The organism is Tessaracoccus terricola, assembly GCF_054776555.1.
The window spans coordinates 1-17,494 of record NZ_BAAHBS010000007.1 but is presented as its reverse complement, the minus strand read 5'-3'; the positions used below and the strand labels follow the sequence as shown (position 1 = coordinate 17,494).

At 70.1% G+C, this 17,494-nt stretch carries 12 protein-coding genes; 9 read left to right on the top strand and 3 right to left on the bottom strand.

The features are described 5' to 3' along the window. The first annotated feature begins 131 nt into the window (after positions 1-131). Positions 132-2,348, top strand: coding sequence for a HelD family protein (locus tag ACYU7G_RS15990; RefSeq protein ID WP_461109670.1), 2,217 nt, complete (start codon positions 132-134; stop codon positions 2,346-2,348). On the opposite strand, the gene ACYU7G_RS15985 is transcribed toward ACYU7G_RS15990, so the two are convergent. Further along, positions 2,302-3,201 (bottom strand): methylenetetrahydrofolate reductase, encoded by a 900-nt coding sequence (locus ACYU7G_RS15985; protein WP_461109668.1) that lies wholly within the window; start codon positions 3,199-3,201, stop codon positions 2,302-2,304. The two genes, ACYU7G_RS15990 and ACYU7G_RS15985, sit on opposite strands and share 47 nt — an antisense overlap. A 74-nt stretch (positions 3,202-3,275) precedes the next feature. Between ACYU7G_RS15985 and ACYU7G_RS15980 the strand changes: the two genes are divergently transcribed. After that, positions 3,276-4,445, top strand: a complete 1,170-nt coding sequence (locus ACYU7G_RS15980) for a pyridoxal phosphate-dependent aminotransferase (protein ID WP_461109666.1) — start codon at positions 3,276-3,278, stop codon at positions 4,443-4,445. Here the strand turns inward: ACYU7G_RS15980 and ACYU7G_RS15975 are convergent. Beyond that, positions 4,432-5,223, bottom strand: coding sequence for a nitrilase-related carbon-nitrogen hydrolase (locus tag ACYU7G_RS15975; RefSeq protein WP_461109664.1), 792 nt, complete (start codon positions 5,221-5,223; stop codon positions 4,432-4,434). The two genes, ACYU7G_RS15980 and ACYU7G_RS15975, sit on opposite strands and share 14 nt — an antisense overlap. A gap of 29 nt (positions 5,224-5,252) precedes the next feature. Between ACYU7G_RS15975 and ACYU7G_RS15970 the strand changes: the two genes are divergently transcribed. Beyond that, positions 5,253-6,380 (top strand): polyprenyl synthetase family protein, encoded by a 1,128-nt coding sequence (locus ACYU7G_RS15970; protein WP_461109662.1) that lies wholly within the window; start codon positions 5,253-5,255, stop codon positions 6,378-6,380. Next, a complete protein-coding gene (locus ACYU7G_RS15965) occupies positions 6,370-8,748 on the top strand; it encodes an HAD-IC family P-type ATPase (RefSeq protein WP_461109661.1) in 2,379 nt (792 codons plus the stop codon). The genes ACYU7G_RS15970 and ACYU7G_RS15965 overlap by 11 nt, the downstream gene beginning before the upstream one ends. On the opposite strand, the gene ACYU7G_RS15960 is transcribed toward ACYU7G_RS15965, so the two are convergent. Next, positions 8,721-9,398 (bottom strand): beta/alpha barrel domain-containing protein, encoded by a 678-nt coding sequence (locus ACYU7G_RS15960; protein WP_461109659.1) that lies wholly within the window; start codon positions 9,396-9,398, stop codon positions 8,721-8,723. The two genes, ACYU7G_RS15965 and ACYU7G_RS15960, sit on opposite strands and share 28 nt — an antisense overlap. Before the next feature lie 183 nt (positions 9,399-9,581). Between ACYU7G_RS15960 and ACYU7G_RS15955 the strand changes: the two genes are divergently transcribed. The 5 genes from ACYU7G_RS15955 to ACYU7G_RS15935 all read left to right on the top strand — a co-directional run. Then, complete coding sequence (locus ACYU7G_RS15955) at positions 9,582-11,720, top strand: protein kinase domain-containing protein (RefSeq protein WP_461109657.1); 2,139 nt, start codon at positions 9,582-9,584, stop codon at positions 11,718-11,720. Positions 11,721-11,808: 88 nt separating this feature from the next. Then, the gene (locus ACYU7G_RS15950; RefSeq protein WP_461109655.1) at positions 11,809-13,017 is read left to right on the top strand and encodes a hypothetical protein; all 1,209 of its coding nucleotides are present in this window, start codon (positions 11,809-11,811) and stop codon (positions 13,015-13,017) included. 114 nt (positions 13,018-13,131) lie between these two features. Next, the gene (locus ACYU7G_RS15945) at positions 13,132-15,048 is read left to right on the top strand and encodes a fibronectin type III domain-containing protein (protein WP_461109653.1); all 1,917 of its coding nucleotides are present in this window, start codon (positions 13,132-13,134) and stop codon (positions 15,046-15,048) included. Positions 15,049-15,136: 88 nt separating this feature from the next. Beyond that, the gene (locus ACYU7G_RS15940) at positions 15,137-16,621 is read left to right on the top strand and encodes a PQQ-dependent sugar dehydrogenase (RefSeq protein ID WP_461109651.1); all 1,485 of its coding nucleotides are present in this window, start codon (positions 15,137-15,139) and stop codon (positions 16,619-16,621) included. A gap of 22 nt (positions 16,622-16,643) precedes the next feature. Continuing rightward, positions 16,644-17,494: hypothetical protein (locus tag ACYU7G_RS15935; protein ID WP_461109649.1), on the top strand; the 851-nt coding region annotated here is incomplete at its 3' end.

Below are 17,494 nucleotides of genomic sequence, written 5' to 3'. Positions count from 1 at the left end.
AGTGTGGCGATCATGCTGGTGAGGCATCAGGATCACCACGCTGAGCCGGCCCGGCCCTCGGGTAGTGGACAGCACCGGCGGGACCCAAGGGGTAAGCTTGTACGTCAGTCTCTAGTTGAGGATGCAATCTTTTGACCACTTCACGCCATGACCTGGAACGAGAAATCGCTCTGGAACAGGCCCACGTCGACAAGGTCTACGCAAACCTCGCCAACGCGACGGCGAGCGCGAAGCAGGTGGCCCGGCAGGGACGCGAGATCTTCATGACCGACCGCACCAACTGGATGCGGGAGGAGGACGGCACCGCACTGTTCGAACGCGACGCCTTCGCCTACCAGGCGGCCAAGCGGCTGGCGGTGCTCGACGCCGAACACGAGGGACTGGTCTTCGGCCGGCTGGACATGTCCGAACCCGAGGACGAGGTCCGCCACATCGGCCGCCTCGGGGTGCGCGACGACGAGTACGAGCCCCTCGTGATCGACTGGCGGGCACCTGCCGCCGAGCCCTTCTACCGCGCCACCCAGACCGAGCCCATGGGAGTGATCCGGCGCCGGGTCCTGCGCTGCCGCGACGACAAGGTGGTTGGGCTCGAGGACGACCTGCTGGACTCCGAGGCCGAGACGGACCTGCCGATCCTCGGGGAGGGCGCGCTGATGGCGTCGCTGACCCGTGCGCGCGGCCGCACGATGAAGGACATCGTCGCCACCATCCAGGCGGAACAGGACGAGGCCATCCGCGCCCCCTACCAGGGCGTCACCGTGATCGCGGGTGGCCCCGGCACCGGCAAGACGGTGGTGGCGCTGCACCGCGCCGCCTACCTCCTCTACTCCAACCGCGCCCGCCTCGAGAAGGGCGGCGTGCTGGTGGTGGGGCCGTCGAACGTGTTCATGAACTACATCGAGCGAGTGCTGCCCAGCCTCGGCGAGGACTCGGTCACCCTGAAGGCCATCGGCTCGGTGGCCGGCGACGTCCTCGGGATGTCCAGCGAGCGGATCGACAGGGCCGCGGCCGCCACCCTGAAGGGCAGCCTGCGGATGCTCGACGTGCTGCGCCGGCTGGTGCGGCTGCCCATGATCTCCGGCCCCGAGACCCTGCGCGTGCGCGTCACGGTCAAGGGCGAGGTGCTCGTCCTCCAGGAGGCCGAGCTGAACCGGATCCGGGACAACGTGCTCTCCCACACCAAGCTGAACCGCGGCCGGGGCCAGGCCCTGGACCAGGTGGTGGCGGCGCTCGCGCGCAAGCTGCCCGACGACGTGGACCTGGGCGAGGACGAGGTGCACGGCCTGATCCGCGAGCAGGCGAGCCTGCAGATGTTCATGAACGCCTGGTGGCCCGCCCTCAGCACCCCCCGGGTGCTCGCCCGCCTGGCCGACCCGCGTGTGGTGGAGCAGGTGGCCCCCAAGCTGACCGAGCGCGAGCGCGCGGACCTGGTGGAGAGCTACACCTGGCTGCAGGCCGACGGGGACCACTCCGAGGTCACGGGCTGGTCCGTGGCGGACATGGCGCTGCTCGACGAGTTGCTGGACATCCTGGGGCCGCCGCCGGTGGACCCCGACGAGTCCGACGAGCCCCTGTTCGTGGGCCTGGACGAGGTCAACGAGCTCGTCACGACCGCCGACGTGCTGCGCACGGAACGGGTCGAGGACCCCGACGCCGACCCGCAGCAGACCTTCGCCCACATCCTCGTGGACGAGGGCCAGGACATCACCCCCATGCAGTGGCGGCTGCTCCGCCGTCGCGGGCCCCAGTCGTCGTGGACGATCGTCGGCGACCCGGCGCAGAGTTCCTACCCCCACCAGGACGAGACCGCGAAGGCACTGGACGAGATCGTCGGGCGCGGGCCGCGTCGCACGTTCACCCTGAGCACCAACTACCGCTCCCCGCAGGAGGTCTTCGACCTCGCCGCGAAGGTGATCGTGAAGGTGTTCCCCGAGGCCGACCTGCCGAAGGCCGTGCGTTCCACGGGTGTGGAGCCTCAGCTGGCCACGACCACCCCCACGGACCTGCCGAGGGACCTGGTGCGCCACGTCCGCGAGCTGGCGGGACAGGTGGGCGGCACCGTCGGCGTCGTGGTCCCGGCATCCCGCCTCGTCGAGGTCACGAAGCTCACCATGTCCGACGAGCAGCTCGCCGGGATCGAGGAGCGCCTGGTGGTGGTCACGGCGCTGCAGGCCAAGGGCCTCGAGTACGACGGGGTCCTGGTGGTGGCACCGGACGAGATCGTCGCCCAAGCGCCGGGAGCGGAGCGGGTGCTCTACGTGGCCCTCACGCGAGCCACCCAGCGGATGACGACGCTGGACGTCACCGAGCCCGGAACCCCGGCAGCGTGGAGATCACTTCTGAAGTAGCCATCCAGCGGTTCTGGGTGAAGAACTGCAGCCCGGGCGCCCCCGCCTCGAGCACCTCGAGGCAGACGTCGACGGCGCGCTGGATGCCGATGCGTCGGACCTCCGCCGGGTCGGCGGCGGCGTTCAGCTGGGCCACGAAGTCGGCGGGCAGTTCGCAGTCGGCCAGCTGTGCGAACCGCTCCACCTGGGTGATGACCGTCAGCGGGGCGATGCCCGGGATGATGGGGATGTCGCAGCCGCGGGAGCGGACCCGGTCCACCAGCTCGGTGTAGCGGTGCCCCTCGAAGAACAGCTGGGTGATGGCGTAGTCGGCACCCGCCGCCGCCTTCTCCACCACGATGCGGGCGTCCAGTTCCGGGTCGTTGTCCGGCTGGTGGACGTTGGGGAAGGCGGCCACACCGACGCAGAACTCGCCGCGGGACTTGATGAACTCCACCATCTCGGTGGCCGTGGCGATGCCCTCGGGGTGCTGCTCCCACGGCACGTGCGGCCCGCCCGGCATGTCCCCGCGGATCGCGAGGATGTTGTGGACGCCGGCCTCGTCGAAGGCCGCGAGCGTGCGGGCCGTGTCCTGCCGGGACTGGGAGACACAGGTGAGATGGCCGACGGTGAGGGTGCCGCGCGCCGCCAGCTTGCGAGTGGCCTCGATGGTGCGCTCCCGCGTGGAGCCGCTGGCGCCGTAGGTCACCGACATGAAGTCCGGGTCGAACGCCTCGAGCTTCTCGACGGTGGTCCAGAACCGCTGCTCCTCCTCCGCCTTGCGGGGCGGGAAGAACTCGTAGCTCAGCAGCGGACCATCGGCCGCCTCGAGCAGTTGGGCGACGGTCCTCGGGTCGTGGAGGGCGGTGGGCATGCGGCCAAGGATAGGAGAGCCGCCGCCGCCCGGCCTCCTGCGGGCCCACCGGTGAGATGCGTAGGATCGCAGGCATGCCTGCAGCCATTCCCCCACGGACCGTCTCCCGCCTCGCGGACTTCCAGGGCACGATCTTCGCCGAGATGTCGGAGCTGGCCAGGCAGCACGACGCCGTCAACCTGGGACAGGGCTTCCCGGACTGGGACGGTCCGGCGCGGATGCTGGAGATCGCGCAGGAGCAGATCGCCGGCGGCAACAACCAGTACCCACCGGGGCGGGGAATCGCGGAGCTGCGGCAGGCCGTCGCCGACGACCGCACCGCCCGCGGTGCGGGCACCTTCGACCCGGACGAGGAGGTGCTGGTCACCGTCGGCGCCACCGAGGCAATCACCGCCGCGGTGCTTGGGCTGGTGGAGCCGGGCAGCGAGGTGATCCTCCTCGATCCCTTCTACGACTCGTACGCCGCTGCGGTGGCCATGGCCGGCGCGAGGCGCGTCAGCGTCCCACTGGTGCGCGACGGCCACCGGTTCGCCGTCGACCTGGACGCCGTGCGCGCCGCCATCACGCCGGCCACGGCGATGATCGTGGTGAACTCGCCCCACAACCCCACCGGAACCGTGTTCACCGAGGCGGAACTGCGGGGCATCGCGGCGCTGGCCGTCGAGCACGACCTGCTCGTGCTGGCAGACGAGGTCTATGAGCACCTCACCTTCGGGCCGGCACACGTCCCGATCGGTACGCTGCCGGGGATGCGGGAGCGCACCGTCAGCGTCTCCAGCGCCGCCAAGACGTTCAACGTCACCGGCTGGAAGACGGGCTGGGCGCTCGCCCCGGAACCACTGCTGGACGCCGTGCTGACCGCCAAGCAGTTCATCACCTACGTCGGCGCGGGTCCGTTCCAGCCGGCCGTGGCCCACGCGCTGCGCCACGAGCAGGACTGGGTCCGAGGGCTGCGGGAGTCGCTCCGGGGCAAGCGCGACCGGCTGAGCGCCGCGCTCGCCGGCACCGGACTGGTGCCCGCCGCCAGCGACGGCACCTACTTCGTGTGCGCGGACATCAGCGGCATCGGCGCCGACGACGCGGTGACGTTCTGCCGGGCGCTGCCCACGCAGCGCGGCGTCGCGGCCATCCCCGTCCCCGTGTTCAGCGACCATCCCGGGCAGTGGCGCACCACGGTGCGGTTCGCGTTCAGCAAGACCGACGCGGTGCTGGACGAGGGCGTCCGGCGGCTCAGCCGACGCTGAGCCGGGACGCGTTGCGCAGCACCGGCAACTGCTCGCGGACCTCGGCGACGCCAGCCGGGTCGACGTCCACCACCACCAGTTCGGGACCCACCCCCAGTTCGTGGAGCACGGTGCCGTCGGCTGCCACCACCCGGGAGGCACCGACCCCCGTCGGCGGGCCTGTGACCTCCACGTCGCCCACACCGGCCTGGTCGACGGCCACCACCACACAGGTGCTGTCGAGGGCCCGGGCGGTGGTGAGGGTTCGCCACTGGTGGGACTTGCCCGGCCCCGGCGCCCAGGCCGCCGGGACGAGGACGACCTCGGCCCCCAGCTCGGCGAGCCTGGTGAACAGGGCGGGGAAGCGGACGTCGTAGCAGGTGGCCAACCCCACCCCCACGCCGCCGATCTCCACCACCACGGGCACTGCACCGGGCGCGACGTGTTCCGACTCGAGGTGGCCGAGTGCGTCGTAGAGGTGGATCTTGTCGTAGCGCGCCTCGGTGGCCCCGGCCACGAGCAGGGTGTTGTGGACGCGTCCGTCGTCGGCGGTGGTGAACATGCCGGCCACGATGGTGACCCCGAGCCTTCCGGCGAGTTCCCGAACCGCGGTGGCCCACGGCCCGTCGAGCTGCTCGGCGACCTCGGACGGCGCCCGGGTGAAGGCGCACATCGTCGCCTCCGGGAAGACGACGAGTTCGGCCCCGGCCGCGGCGGCGCGTCTGCACCGATCGCCGACGAGTTCCAGGTTCGTCTGCGGATCCGTGGTTGCCGTGACCTGGGCGAGTGCGATGCGCATGGGCCCACTCAACCACCAGCCGGTGGGTGATGTCCCCGATTGCCCCTACGAATAGACTCGTTGACGTGCAGCCAGATCCTTCGAATCCCCTCGGCCCCGAGTTCCTGGACGGAATCAGCGGCGCCACCTCCGACTTCCTGGACAGCCAGGCCGACGTCGTCGCAGAGATCGGTGGCACCCCGATGCTCGATCTCGCCAAGACGTTCACCGCAGGCGGCAAGCGCCTGCGGCCGGCGTTCTGCTACTGGTCCTACGTGGCCGCCGCCGGCCACCCGGACGACCCGCGGGCACTGCTGCGGGCCTCCGCCTCCCTGGACCTGCTGCACGTCTCCGCGCTCGTCCACGACGACCTGATCGACGCCTCCGACACCCGCCGCGGGGTGCCCTCGGCGCACCGCCAGTTCGGCGCCCGCCACCTCGAGGCCGGTGGGCGTGGCGACGCCGAGCAGTACGGCACCGCTGCCGCCATCCTGCTCGGCGACCTCCTGCTGGTGTGGAGCCTCGAGTTGTTCGAGAACTCCGGGCTGCCCACCGACGCCCTCGCCCGGGCGCGCACCAAGCTCTCGGCCATGCGCACCGAGGTCACCGCGGGCCAGTTCCTGGACGTCAGCGCCGCCTTCGGCGTCACCGGCGCCCGCAGCACTGCGGACGAACTCGCCGATGCCCGCAAGATCCTCGAGTACAAGACCGCCAGCTACTCCGTGCGCCGCCCCGCGCAGGCGGGCGCGGCGCTGGGCGCCGATGACCAGCACCTGCAGGACGCCCTCGGCGAGTTCGGCTCCGCGCTGGGCGCGGCGTTCCAGCTGCGTGACGACGTGCTGGGCGTCTACGGCGACGAGGCGGCCACCGGCAAGCCCACGGGCGGGGACCTGCGGGAGGGCAAGCGCACCATCCTCGTGCTGACCGCCCTGGACCGGGGCGACGCCACCCAACGCGGCCGGCTCGAGGACCTGCTCGGCCACGAGGACCTGACCGACGAACAGGTCTCCGTCGCGCGGGAGATCATCGAGGACACCGGCGCCCTCACCCACGTGGAGGAACTCATCGACAGGGGCACCTCCGAGGCGCTCACCGCCCTCGGGAGCGTCCTGATGAGCGACGAGGGACGCACGGCCCTCACCCGCCTCGCCGAGCTGAGCGTCAAGCGTGACCGATGACCCGCACGGCGGCCTGACCAGCGACGAGGTTGCGCAGCGGGTCGCCGAGGGCAAGGTCAACACCCTCCCGGACCGGTCCGGGCGCACCACCGGCCAGATCGTCCGGGCCAACGTGTTCACCCGCGTGAACGTGATGCTGTTCATCCTGTTCGTGCTCGTCATGTCCACCGGGCACGTCACCCAGGGGTTGTTCGGGACCCTGATCATCGCCAACTCCATCATCGGCATCATCCAGGAGGTCCGGGCGAAGCGGACCCTGGACAGGCTGGCGGTGGTGGGCGAGGCGCACCCGACTGTGATCCGCGACGGCCTGCGCCACACCATCAGCCGCGACGAGGTGGTCATCGACGACCTGATCGTCGTCGGCCCCGGTGACCAGGTGGTGGTGGACGGCGAGGTGGTGTGGGCCGACTACCTCGAGCTCGACGAGTCGATGCTCACCGGCGAGGCGGACCCGGAGCCCAAGCTGGAGGGCGACGAGGTCCTCAGCGGCGCGTTCGTCGTCTCCGGCACGGGGTACTACCGGGCCCGCAAGGTGGGCGCGGACGCCTACGCCGCCCAGATCACCGCGCAGGCGGCGAAGTTCACGCTGGTGCGCTCCGAGCTGCGCCAGGGCATCGACTCCATCCTGAAGTTCATCAGCTTCATCCTCGTCCCGGTGGGCCTGCTGACCGTCTGGGTGCAGTTCAACCAGGACGGCGCCACGTGGCGCGAGATGGTGCTGCGCATGACCGGCGCCCTGGTTCCCATGGTTCCCGAGGGGCTCGTGCTGCTGACCTCCATGGCCTTCGCCCTCGGCGTGATCCGGCTGGGCCGGCGCAACGCCCTGGTGCAGGAGTTGCCGGCCATCGAGGGGCTCGCCCGGGTCAGCGTCGTGTGCGCGGACAAGACCGGCACCCTCACCCAGAACGCGATGACCCTCGGCGAGGTGATCCGGGTGGACGGAGCCGACGAGACCCGGATCCGCGAGGTGCTGTCCCAGATGGTGGCCGCGGACCCCACCCCCAACGCTTCGATGCAGGCGATCGCGGAGGACGTGGCGGCGGCTCGGGAGCGTTGGCGGGTCATCGGCCGTGCCCCGTTCACCTCCGCGAAGAAGTGGTCCGGGGTCTCCTTCGCCGGACACGGCAACTGGGTGCTCGGCGCCCCCGACGTCCTCGCCGGCGGCGCCGTGGCACGACAGGCGGACGAGATCGGCTCGACGGGCCGCCGGGTGCTGCTGCTGGCGGAGGCCACCAGCGTGGTCGACGCGCCGGACGCGCCCGGGGACCTGGAGCCGATGGCGCTGCTCGTCCTGGACCAGCTGCTGCGCCCCGACGCCGGTGAGACCCTAGAGTACTTCCGCGGCCAGGACGTGTCGGTCAAGGTGATCTCCGGGGACAACGCCGCCTCCGTCGGGGCGGTGACGCGCAAGCTCGGGGTCTCCGTCGACGACGCCGTCGACGCCCGCACCCTGTCAGACGACGAGACCGAGTTCCGCTCCGCCGTGAACAGTGGCAGCGTGTTCGGGCGGGTCACCCCGCAGCAGAAGCGCCGGATGGTGGATGCCCTGCAGTCCGAGGGCCACGCCGTCGCGATGACCGGCGACGGCGTCAACGACGTCCTCGCCCTGAAGGACGCCGACCTCGGCGTGGCCATGGGCTCGGGCTCCCCCGCGACCCGCTCCGTGGCCCAGATCGTGCTGCTCGACGACAGGTTCGCGACCCTGCCCCACGTGGTGGCCGAGGGGCGCCGGGTGATCGGGAACATCGAGCGCGTCGCGAAACTGTTCCTGACCAAGACCGTCTACGCGGCGACGCTGGCCCTGCTGGTGGGCGTGGTGGGGCTGCCGAGCCCGTTCCTGCCGCTGCACATGACCATCGTCGGCTGGTTCACGATCGGGATCCCCGCCTTCCTGCTGAGCCTGGCCCCGAACCGGGAGCGCGCTCGGCCGGGATTCGTGCGCCGCACGCTGGGTGCGGGCATCCCGTTCGGCCTGATCATCGCCACCGTGTCCTACGTCACCTACCTGCTGACCCGCGGACTGGGCGAGGTCCCGGACCACGTCCAGGTGCAGGCGTCCACCGCCACCCTCGCCGCCCTGATCATGACTGCCTCGTGGGTGCTGGCGGTGGTTTCGCGGCCGTGGTTCCTGTGGCGGGTGGCGCTGGTGGGGTTCGGGTACGCCTTCTACGTGGCGGTGTTCCTGTGGGAGCCGGCAGCCACGTTCTTCCACCTGGACATCTCCAACTCCGCGTTCATGTCCACGGGGATCGTCGCGGGCGTCATCGGGATGGTGGCCGTGGAGCTCACCTGGTGGATCACGGCCGCGATCCGGGGCTACCGGCCGCGGATCGTGCCTCAGAAGGCCGTCGCGGCCAACCGGTAGGCCTTCGCGTCGCCGTCGCCCTCCCAGGCGCGCTCCACCGCCGCCCTGACCGCGGCCACCCGAGCCACGGGGTCTGGGTCGTCCAGCACTGTGTCGGTGAGTGCCACCCTGCGCGCACCGGCCGCCAGGAAGGGGGCGATCGTCTCCGCGCCGAAGTCACCCAGGACGAACCAGGGCAGCGCGTCACGGGTGAACGGGCGCTGGGTGGCGACGGCTTCCGCCAACGGTGGGGAGTCGACGTCGTCGGCGCCGAGGGGCCCGACGAACAGATACTGCCACTCGCCACCGGGGCGGCGCACGGTGCGGGCGTCGCAGGCGTTGCGGCCCAGCAGACTCCACTGGTGCCCCTTCGGGTAGGAGCCCCACAGCTTCCAGCCGGGCTTCTCCAGGTGCACCACGTCGGCGGAGGCGTCCTTCGCGCAGTCCCCGTTGGCCGTGGCGAGCAGCAACGGCACGTGCGCGTAGACCTCCCGGAAAGCACCGAGGACGTCCGCGTCCCGCGCGTCGTCACCCGCCGAGCCCAGCACCAGCAGGTCCACTCCGGCCCGGATGACGGGTGCGAGGCGTTCGACGTCGGCCTGGTCGGCGCGGGCGTGCAGCGCGATCCTGGCGAGCGCCAGGCGCGTTCCAAGACTCATCAGTGCAGTCACGTTCACAGCGTAACCGCCGCCGAGCCGCTCAGGGCGCTGAAGGGGATTTCGGAGTTGTCAGTGGTCCATGTCATACTTCCGCCCGGCGCGCCTAACGTGTGCGTGTTGTTGCCGGTGCCTACAATCGGCCCCACGGGCTGACACGGCCTACTTCCCCGACCGTGTTTGGAGCAGGTGTTCTTGATGAGCAGCACTTACGACCCGTTGGTTGGCCACGTGTTGGACGGTCGCTACGAGATTCTGGCGAAGCTGGCGCGGGGCGGAATGGCAACGGTGTATCGCGCACGCGACCAGCGACTGACTCGCACGGTCGCCGTGAAGGTCATGCGCACCGACCTCGGCGAGGACGACGAGTTCGCGGCCAAGTTCGATCGCGAGGCCCGTGCCGCCGCCACCCTGAACCACCCCGCCGTCGTCGGCGTCTTCGACCAGGGCACCGCCCAGGGCCGCCCCTACATCGTGATGGAGTTCGTGGAGGGTGAGACGCTGCGTCGCGTCATCAGCCGCGAGGCCCCCCTGTCCCCCGCCGACGCGCTGGACCTGCTGGAACCCATCGTCTCCGCCCTCGCGTGCGCCCACGAGGCGGGTCTCGTGCACCGCGACATCAAGCCCGAGAACGTGTTGATCTCCACGCGCGGGCAGGTCAAGGTGGCCGACTTCGGCCTGGCCCGGCTCATGACCTCACCGCAGATGACCGCCACCGGGGTGCTCGTCGGCACCGCCAGCTACCTGCCCCCGGAACTGGTCACGCACTCGCGCCCCGATGCCCGCAGCGACATCTACTCGGCGGGGATCGTCGCCTTCGAGATGCTCACCGGCACCAAGCCGCACACGGGCGAGAACAACTACCAGATCGCCTACCGGCACGTGAACGTGGACGTGACCGCCCCGTCGGAGAGGTTCGCGGAGCAGGGCCACCGCGGCTGGCGGATCCCGGACCACGTCGACGCGTTCGTCGCCGCCTGCACGGCGCGTGACCCGGAGAACCGGCTCGCCGACGGCCGCGTGATGCTGAAGCGCCTCAGGGAGGTCCGCGCAGCACTGCTGAAGGACCCACAGGCGGACAACCCGGAGTTGGCGCGCAGCCTGCGGCCGGTGGTGGTCCGCGACGGCGACCTCACCCAACCGATCGCGCCGCGCCCGACCCCTCGTCCGCGCCCCATTGCCGCCGCCGTCGGGGCCACGGCCGGCAGCCACCCGCGCAGCCACGTGTCCGCGCCGCTGCCCAACCATTCCTCGACCGCCGCCACCGGCGTCCTGACCCGGCCGGCCTCGCCCGCCTGGGAGCCGGTGCGTCCCCGCCCCAGCACCAGTGCGGACTCCCCCACGCAACGTCGTTCGCCCATCTCGCCGAGGAGCGAGGACTCCGGCAGGCAGCCGCGGCTGAGCCGCACCCCGGTGTTCCCGAACGTGCACCTGTCCCACTCGCCGGTCCACCGTCGCCGCCGGGGCGTCGTCGCGCTGGTGCTGGTGCTGCTGCTCACGGCCGGAGCCGGTTTCGGCTCCTGGTGGTGGATGTCCGGGCGGTTCACCGTCGTGCCGACAATGGTGGCCGGAACCGAGGCCGAGGCCCTGGCCGCGGTGGCCGCCAACGACCTGCGCTCCGAGACCGTCACCGACTACTCCGAGGACGTCGCCGCCGGGCTGGTGATCACCACCGATCCCGAGGCCGGCTCCAGACTCCTGCGCGGGGAGACGGTAACCATCACGGTCTCCAAGGGACCCGAGCGCTACGGCATGCCCGAGGTGGTGGGCAAGGGCATCGACGAGGCCCGCTCACTGCTGGCCGCCCAGAACCTGCTGGTCGGGACGGTCACCGAGGCGTGGTCCGAGTCCGTCGCCCCGGGAGTGGTCACCGCCGCCTCGCAGGAAGCGGGCACCGCACTCAAGCGGGACACCGTCGTCGACCTGACCGTGTCCAAGGGTCCCCAACCGATCGCCATCGCGGACTACACCGGGCGCGACGCCGCCGCCGCCAGGAAGGAACTCGAGGCCGCAGGGTTCAAGGTCTCCGTGACCGAGGAGCACAGCGGCTCCGTCAAGGCAGGGCTCGTGATCTCCCAGACCCCGAACTCGGGCACGGGCTTCAAGGGCGACAGCATCGCGCTGGTGAAGTCACTCGGGCCCGTCATGGTGGAGATCCCCGACGTGCGCTACAAGAGCACCGACGAGGCCACCGCCATCCTCGAGGACCTCGGCCTGAAGGTGGAGAAGCGCTACGCCACCGACTTCCCCCTGGCCCTGGAGATCGCCTCCGGAACCGATCCCGGCCGCGGTTCGTCGGTTCCGGAGGGCAGCACCGTGGTCCTGCTCGTGTCCTAGTGACGCTCCAGATGCCTACACTCGAGGCACTGTCATCGACAAGGGGGAGGTAGCCGTGGAGCCGTGGCTCTCGGTCGTACTCGCAATCGTGGCCGTCGGGATTGGGTTCGCGGTCTTCTTCATCGTGCGCAAGCACCGCTACGTCAAGGCGATCCGCGCCCGGGGCTGGACCTGGGTGGAGCGCCCCGACATCCGGATCGCCGTGGGCCTGAACTGCCCGCCGTTCGGTCTCGGGTTTTCCCGCAGCGTCGACGACCAGGTGGTGGGCGCCTCCCAGTCAGGCACCGGGTTCCAGGCGTTCCGGTACCGCAGCCAGTTCTTCCGCAGCGACGGGTACGTACTGACGATGCGCCTGCCCCGCTCGCTGCCCGAGTTCTACCTGTTCGAGCAGTCCGCGCCGCGTGAGGCCGTCAGCGGCCAGGTGGTGAACCCCGGCGCGCTGCAGGGCGTGGCCACCGACGTGGCGTTCGGGCAGGCGGCCTTCACTGCCGTGGCGGGCGCCACTGCGCGGCCTCCCGTGGACACCGACGGCAAGCCGATCCGCGTGGACGTCGGCGTGGACCACGACCAGCTGGTGATGCTCCATGTCCCCCGCGACGTGGAGGAGTTGGCCACCGCCGTCGAGTGGTTGGCCGGGGTCCACGCGGCCCTCGTCGCCTCTCCTGCGATGCAGTTCACCGGCGAACCCGCTCCCCAGCACCTCTCGTTCCACGGCCGTTCGCACTGGGTCTACGTGCCCCGCGACGACAGCTTCCTGGGGCTGGTCAACCACACCCGGGGTGGCCACAACCACCGCGCCGAGGACATCGTGCAGTCCAGCAACTTCGGGCTGCCGTTCATCCGGCTCACCCACCGCTGGGAGACCACCCACACCACCACGGACTCGAAGGGCAACACCACCACCCGCACCGAGCACCACTCCGAGGTGATCTGCGAGTTCCAGACCACGTTCCCGTTCCACGAACTGTCCTTCAACTGGGGGATGTTCGGCAAGAAGCTCAGCTTCGAGTCCACCGCCTTCAACGACGCGTTCAAGGTCCGCAGCCCCTCGGCGCGGTTCGCCCACGACGTCGTCCACCCCCGCCAGATGGAGTACTTCCTGCGCTCGCGGCCCGTGCCCTTCAGCATCGAACGCGACGGCCGGATCCTCGTGGAGCGCCGGAACTGGGACGCCCAGGAACTGGCGTGGTTCTCCGACTTCCTGCGCGGCTTCTTCGGGCGCGTCCCGGACTTCACGTGGAAGGAGATGGGGGCCTGGCCGCGTCCCATCCCCGAGGTGACCGACTACGCGAGCTGACCGCCTGAAAGTTCTCAACGGCTCCCGGACACGTCTGCTTTCAGACTGCTAGGCTCTCGAGCGTGCACCCGACGCCGGATGCACAAGAACTGTTGACGAGGGTCGGGGGACATCGTGAAACTGTTTCGTGTGCTGTGCGTGGTGGCGCTCTCGGTGGTGCTGGCGCCACTGGCCGTGCCACCCGAGGGCGCCACCGCACTGGACGTCTACACCGACGAGGGCACCCACCTGGTCAACGGCCGCCAGTGGCGGACCACCTGTGAGCCCTATTCCGTGACCGAGCGGTGCACCACCGAGATCATCGCCACCCAGGTCCAGGAGGTCGACGGCCGCTTCGTGCAGAAGACGGGCTGGGTCTTCAACAACCTCACCTACAAGGCATCCCCACGGTCGGTCTGGCACGCCAACCCCCTGGGCGGCTACGGGACGCCGGGGGCGAAGCTCAACTGGACCGCGGACGACGGGCGGCAGTGGCGGGTGGAGTGCGACACCCCCGCCACCGGCAACGGCGCCTGCCGCGCCTACATCCGTGCCAGTGTGATCGAGTCCTTCCTGGAGCCTACGGGTGAGCGGGCGTTCCGCTGGAGCACCAACTGGATCTTCAACAACATCGTCCGGTTCACGCCGGCCGCAGCGAGCCCGAACCGGACACCTCGGCCGACGCCCACCCTGACCACCCGGCCCGCCACCCCGCCACCGGCCACGGCGACCCCCACGGCGGCTGCGTCGGCGTCCCCCACTGCCACGCAGTCGGCGACACCGTCGGCCAGCCCCTCCGCGACTGCGACTGCAACCGCGAGCAACAGTCCCACGCCCGGCTCCCTGGCCGCGCCCGAGATCGTCGGGGTCTCGAACCGGGGCGAGGACTCGATCAGCATCCGATTCACCCGGTCCACCGATGCTCCCGAGTGCTCGCCTGAGACCACCTACCAGGTCCGCGTCGACGCCGGCGCGTGGAGCGACGTGGGCAACTTCAACGGTGCCTGCACCCAGACGACGGTCGGCTACAAGTTCGACGGCCTCGCCCCGGGAACCGAGTACGTGCTGGAGATCAGGGCCGTGCGGGACGTCGGCGGGACGAAGACCTACTCGCGGCCCGCGGGCATCACCGCAGCCACCAGCGGCACCGCGCCCTCCCCCAGCGCCACGCCGACCATGACCGCCTCGGCCACGCCGAGCGCGACGCCGACGGACCCCCAGAGCCCGACGCCGACCACCGATCCCAGCGCACCTCCGACGTCCGACGAGATGGCCCCGCGGAGCATCGGGATCACCAACCAGTCCACCAACACGATCAGCATCGGCTTCCTGCGGCCACTGGTGTCCTCGGGAGTGTGCTCCCCCCAGATCACCTACCAAGTGCGCGTGGACGTCGGGCCCTGGATCGAGGCCGGCGGGTTCGAGGGAGCCTGCGATCGTGACCGGGTGGGCTACAAGTTCGACAACCTCATCGCCGGGACCTCCTACGAGCTGGCGGTGCGGGCCGTGCACCTGGACGAGGGCCTCAAGACGTTCTCGGCCGCCATCAGCATCACGGGCACCACCACCGGGGAGCGCCCCACCGCGACCCCGACGCCGGAGCCCACGCCGACACCGGAGCCGAGCCCGTCCGCCGAACCCACCACCTCGGAGCCGACCCCGACCGTCGACCCGAGTCCCACCCCGGACCCGACCCCTACACCGGAACCCACCTACGATCCGCGGGTGCTGTCGGCGCCCCCGCTGCGGGGTCCGGTCAACCGGACCGACACGGCGATCAGCATCGTGATCAACCGGGTTCCCGAGTCGAACGGGGTCTGCCAGCCCGACATCTTCTACGAGATGCGCGGTGGCGAATTCACGGACTGGCACCTGCACGGCACGTTTCCGACGGCACCCTGTGACGATCCGGACCCGGGCTACAAGTTCTCCAACCTGGCTCCGGACACGGAGTACACCTTCGAGGTGCGCGCCTACCGTCTGATCGGGGACGAGAAGCACTATTCGCCCGTCTCGACGATCACGGGAAGGACCTTGCCAACCCAACCCTGAGAAAACCATCGACTTTTCATCGACTCTCACATAACCTTGGGAACGGCCCGGGCGCGGAAGCCCGGGGACACAATCACATGGGGGAAATGTGAAGTCCGTTCGTGCCCTGTTGTTCGCCGTCCTCGCGGTGGCGATGCTCCCATTCACACAGGCCCTGCCTGCCCGTGCCGAGGTGGACGTCTACACCACACCCGGGACCCACAACGTAAACGGCAGGCAGTGGCAGACCAGCTGCGAACCCTACTCGCAGACGCAGCGCTGCAGGACCTACATCTGGGCCACCACGGTGGTGGCCAGCGGCTCGGGCTTCACCCAGCAGCAAGCATGGGTGTTCAACAACCTCACCTACAAGTCGTCGCCCCGCAGCCTCTGGGCCGCCAACCCGCTCGGCCGTCCGGGCGAATGGACGGCGGACGACGGGCGCAGGTGGCGCACCGAGTGCGACAACGCCAACACCGGCCGCAACGGCTGCCGCAGCTACACCCGCTCCAGGGTGGTCGAGTCCTACATCGCCTCTTCTGGCAACCGCGCCTACCGCTGGACCACGAAGTGGGTCTTCAACAACATCGTTCGGTTCGGGCCGCTGGAGGCCGGCACGCCGGGCACGCCGGGCACGCCCGGCAAGCTTCGACTGCCGACAGGTGGGGACCTGATCGCAGACCGGCTGGACAACCCCTGGTCACTGGTGTTCGTGGGCAACCAACCGCTGTTCACCCAGCGCGACCGCAAGACCATCAGCACCATCGTCGGGGGTCAGGTGTCGACGGTGCTCACGATCAGCGCGGTGCATGCCGAGGCCGAAGGCGGACTGCTGGGTCTGGCCCACACTCCTTCCCGACCGAACGAGCTGTTCGTCTACTACACCACCGGCAGCGACAACCGCGTGGTCAGCTACCGGATCTCCGGCTCCGGAACCAATCTCCGGCTCGCCAGCCCCAAGGTGCTGGTGAGCGGGATCCCGAAGGCGCGCGCCCACAACGGCGGCCGCATCGCATTCGGGCCCGACGGCAAGCTCTACGTCGCCACCGGCGACGCCGGGCAGCGCGAACGCTCGCAGGACCGCAGCTCGCTCGCCGGCAAGATCCTGCGCATCAACCCGGAAGACGGCTCGGTCCCGTCCGACAACCCGTTCGGCACCAGGGTCTGGAGCTACGGCCACCGCAACGTCCAAGGGCTGGCCTGGGCGGCGGACGGCACGATGTGGGCCTCCGAACTCGGGCAGAACAGCTACGACGAGCTGAACAAGATCACCAAGGGCGGCAACTACGGCTGGCCCGTCGTGGAGGGCACAAGCAACCGGTCCGGCTACATCAACCCAGTGGTGACCTGGACTCCAGACGAGGCGAGCCCCAGCGGCCTGCTGTGGAAGGACAAGAACCTCTACATGGCGGCGCTGAAGGGCGAGCGGATGTGGGTGATGCTGGACCACGACCCGGTCGGAACCCAGACGGAAGCCCTCAAGGGGTCACCGGGCCGACTGCGCGACGTCGTCGCCGCCCCGGACGGCTCCATCTGGGTGCTCACGTCGAACAACAGCAACGACAAGATCATTCGGTACACGCTCACCGGGTGACATTCACGATTCGGGGGAAACAGTGAAGTACGCACGTCTTGCGATGGCGGTCCTACTACTGGCCGCACTGCTACCGCTGGTGCAGACCGTGCCGGCCCGGGCAGAGGTCGATCTCTACACGACCGAGGGCAACCACGAGGTCAACGGGAGGCAGTGGCGGACCAGCTGCGAGCCCTACTCCCGGACCGAGCGGTGCACCACCCTGATCTGGGCGACCACGGTGTCCTTCACCGACGGCACCTATGTCCGTCGCAACGGCTGGGTGTTCAACTCGCTCACATACAAGTCCTCATCGCGTGACCTGTGGGAGGAGAACCCGCTGGCCAAGGATGGCACGTGGACCGCTGCGGACGGCCGCCACTGGCGCAACGTCTGCGACACGCCGAAGACCGGCCGCAACGGTTGCCGGACCTACGTCCTCGCCGATGTCATCCGCGCCTTCACTGGTGAAGACGGAAGGCTCAACCACCGTTGGGTCCGTGCCTGGGTACTCAACAACCTCGTCAGGTTCCATGTGCCATCCGAGCCGGAGAAGCCGTCACCCACGCCGACGGCGACACCGAATCCCTCACCCGTCCCCAGCCCGGACCCAACACCCACACCGACCCCAACCCTGACACCAGAGCCAACGCCCACTCCCACACCGACGCCCACTCTCACACCGACCCCAACACCCACGCCCACGCCGACCCCAACACCCACGCCGACCCCAACACCCACGCCCACGCCCACACCGACCCCAACACCCACGCCCACACCGACCCCAACACCCACGCCCACGCCCACGCCCACACCGACCCCAACACCCACGCCCACGCCCACACCGACCCCAACACCCACGCCCACGCCGACCCCAACACCCACGCCCACGCC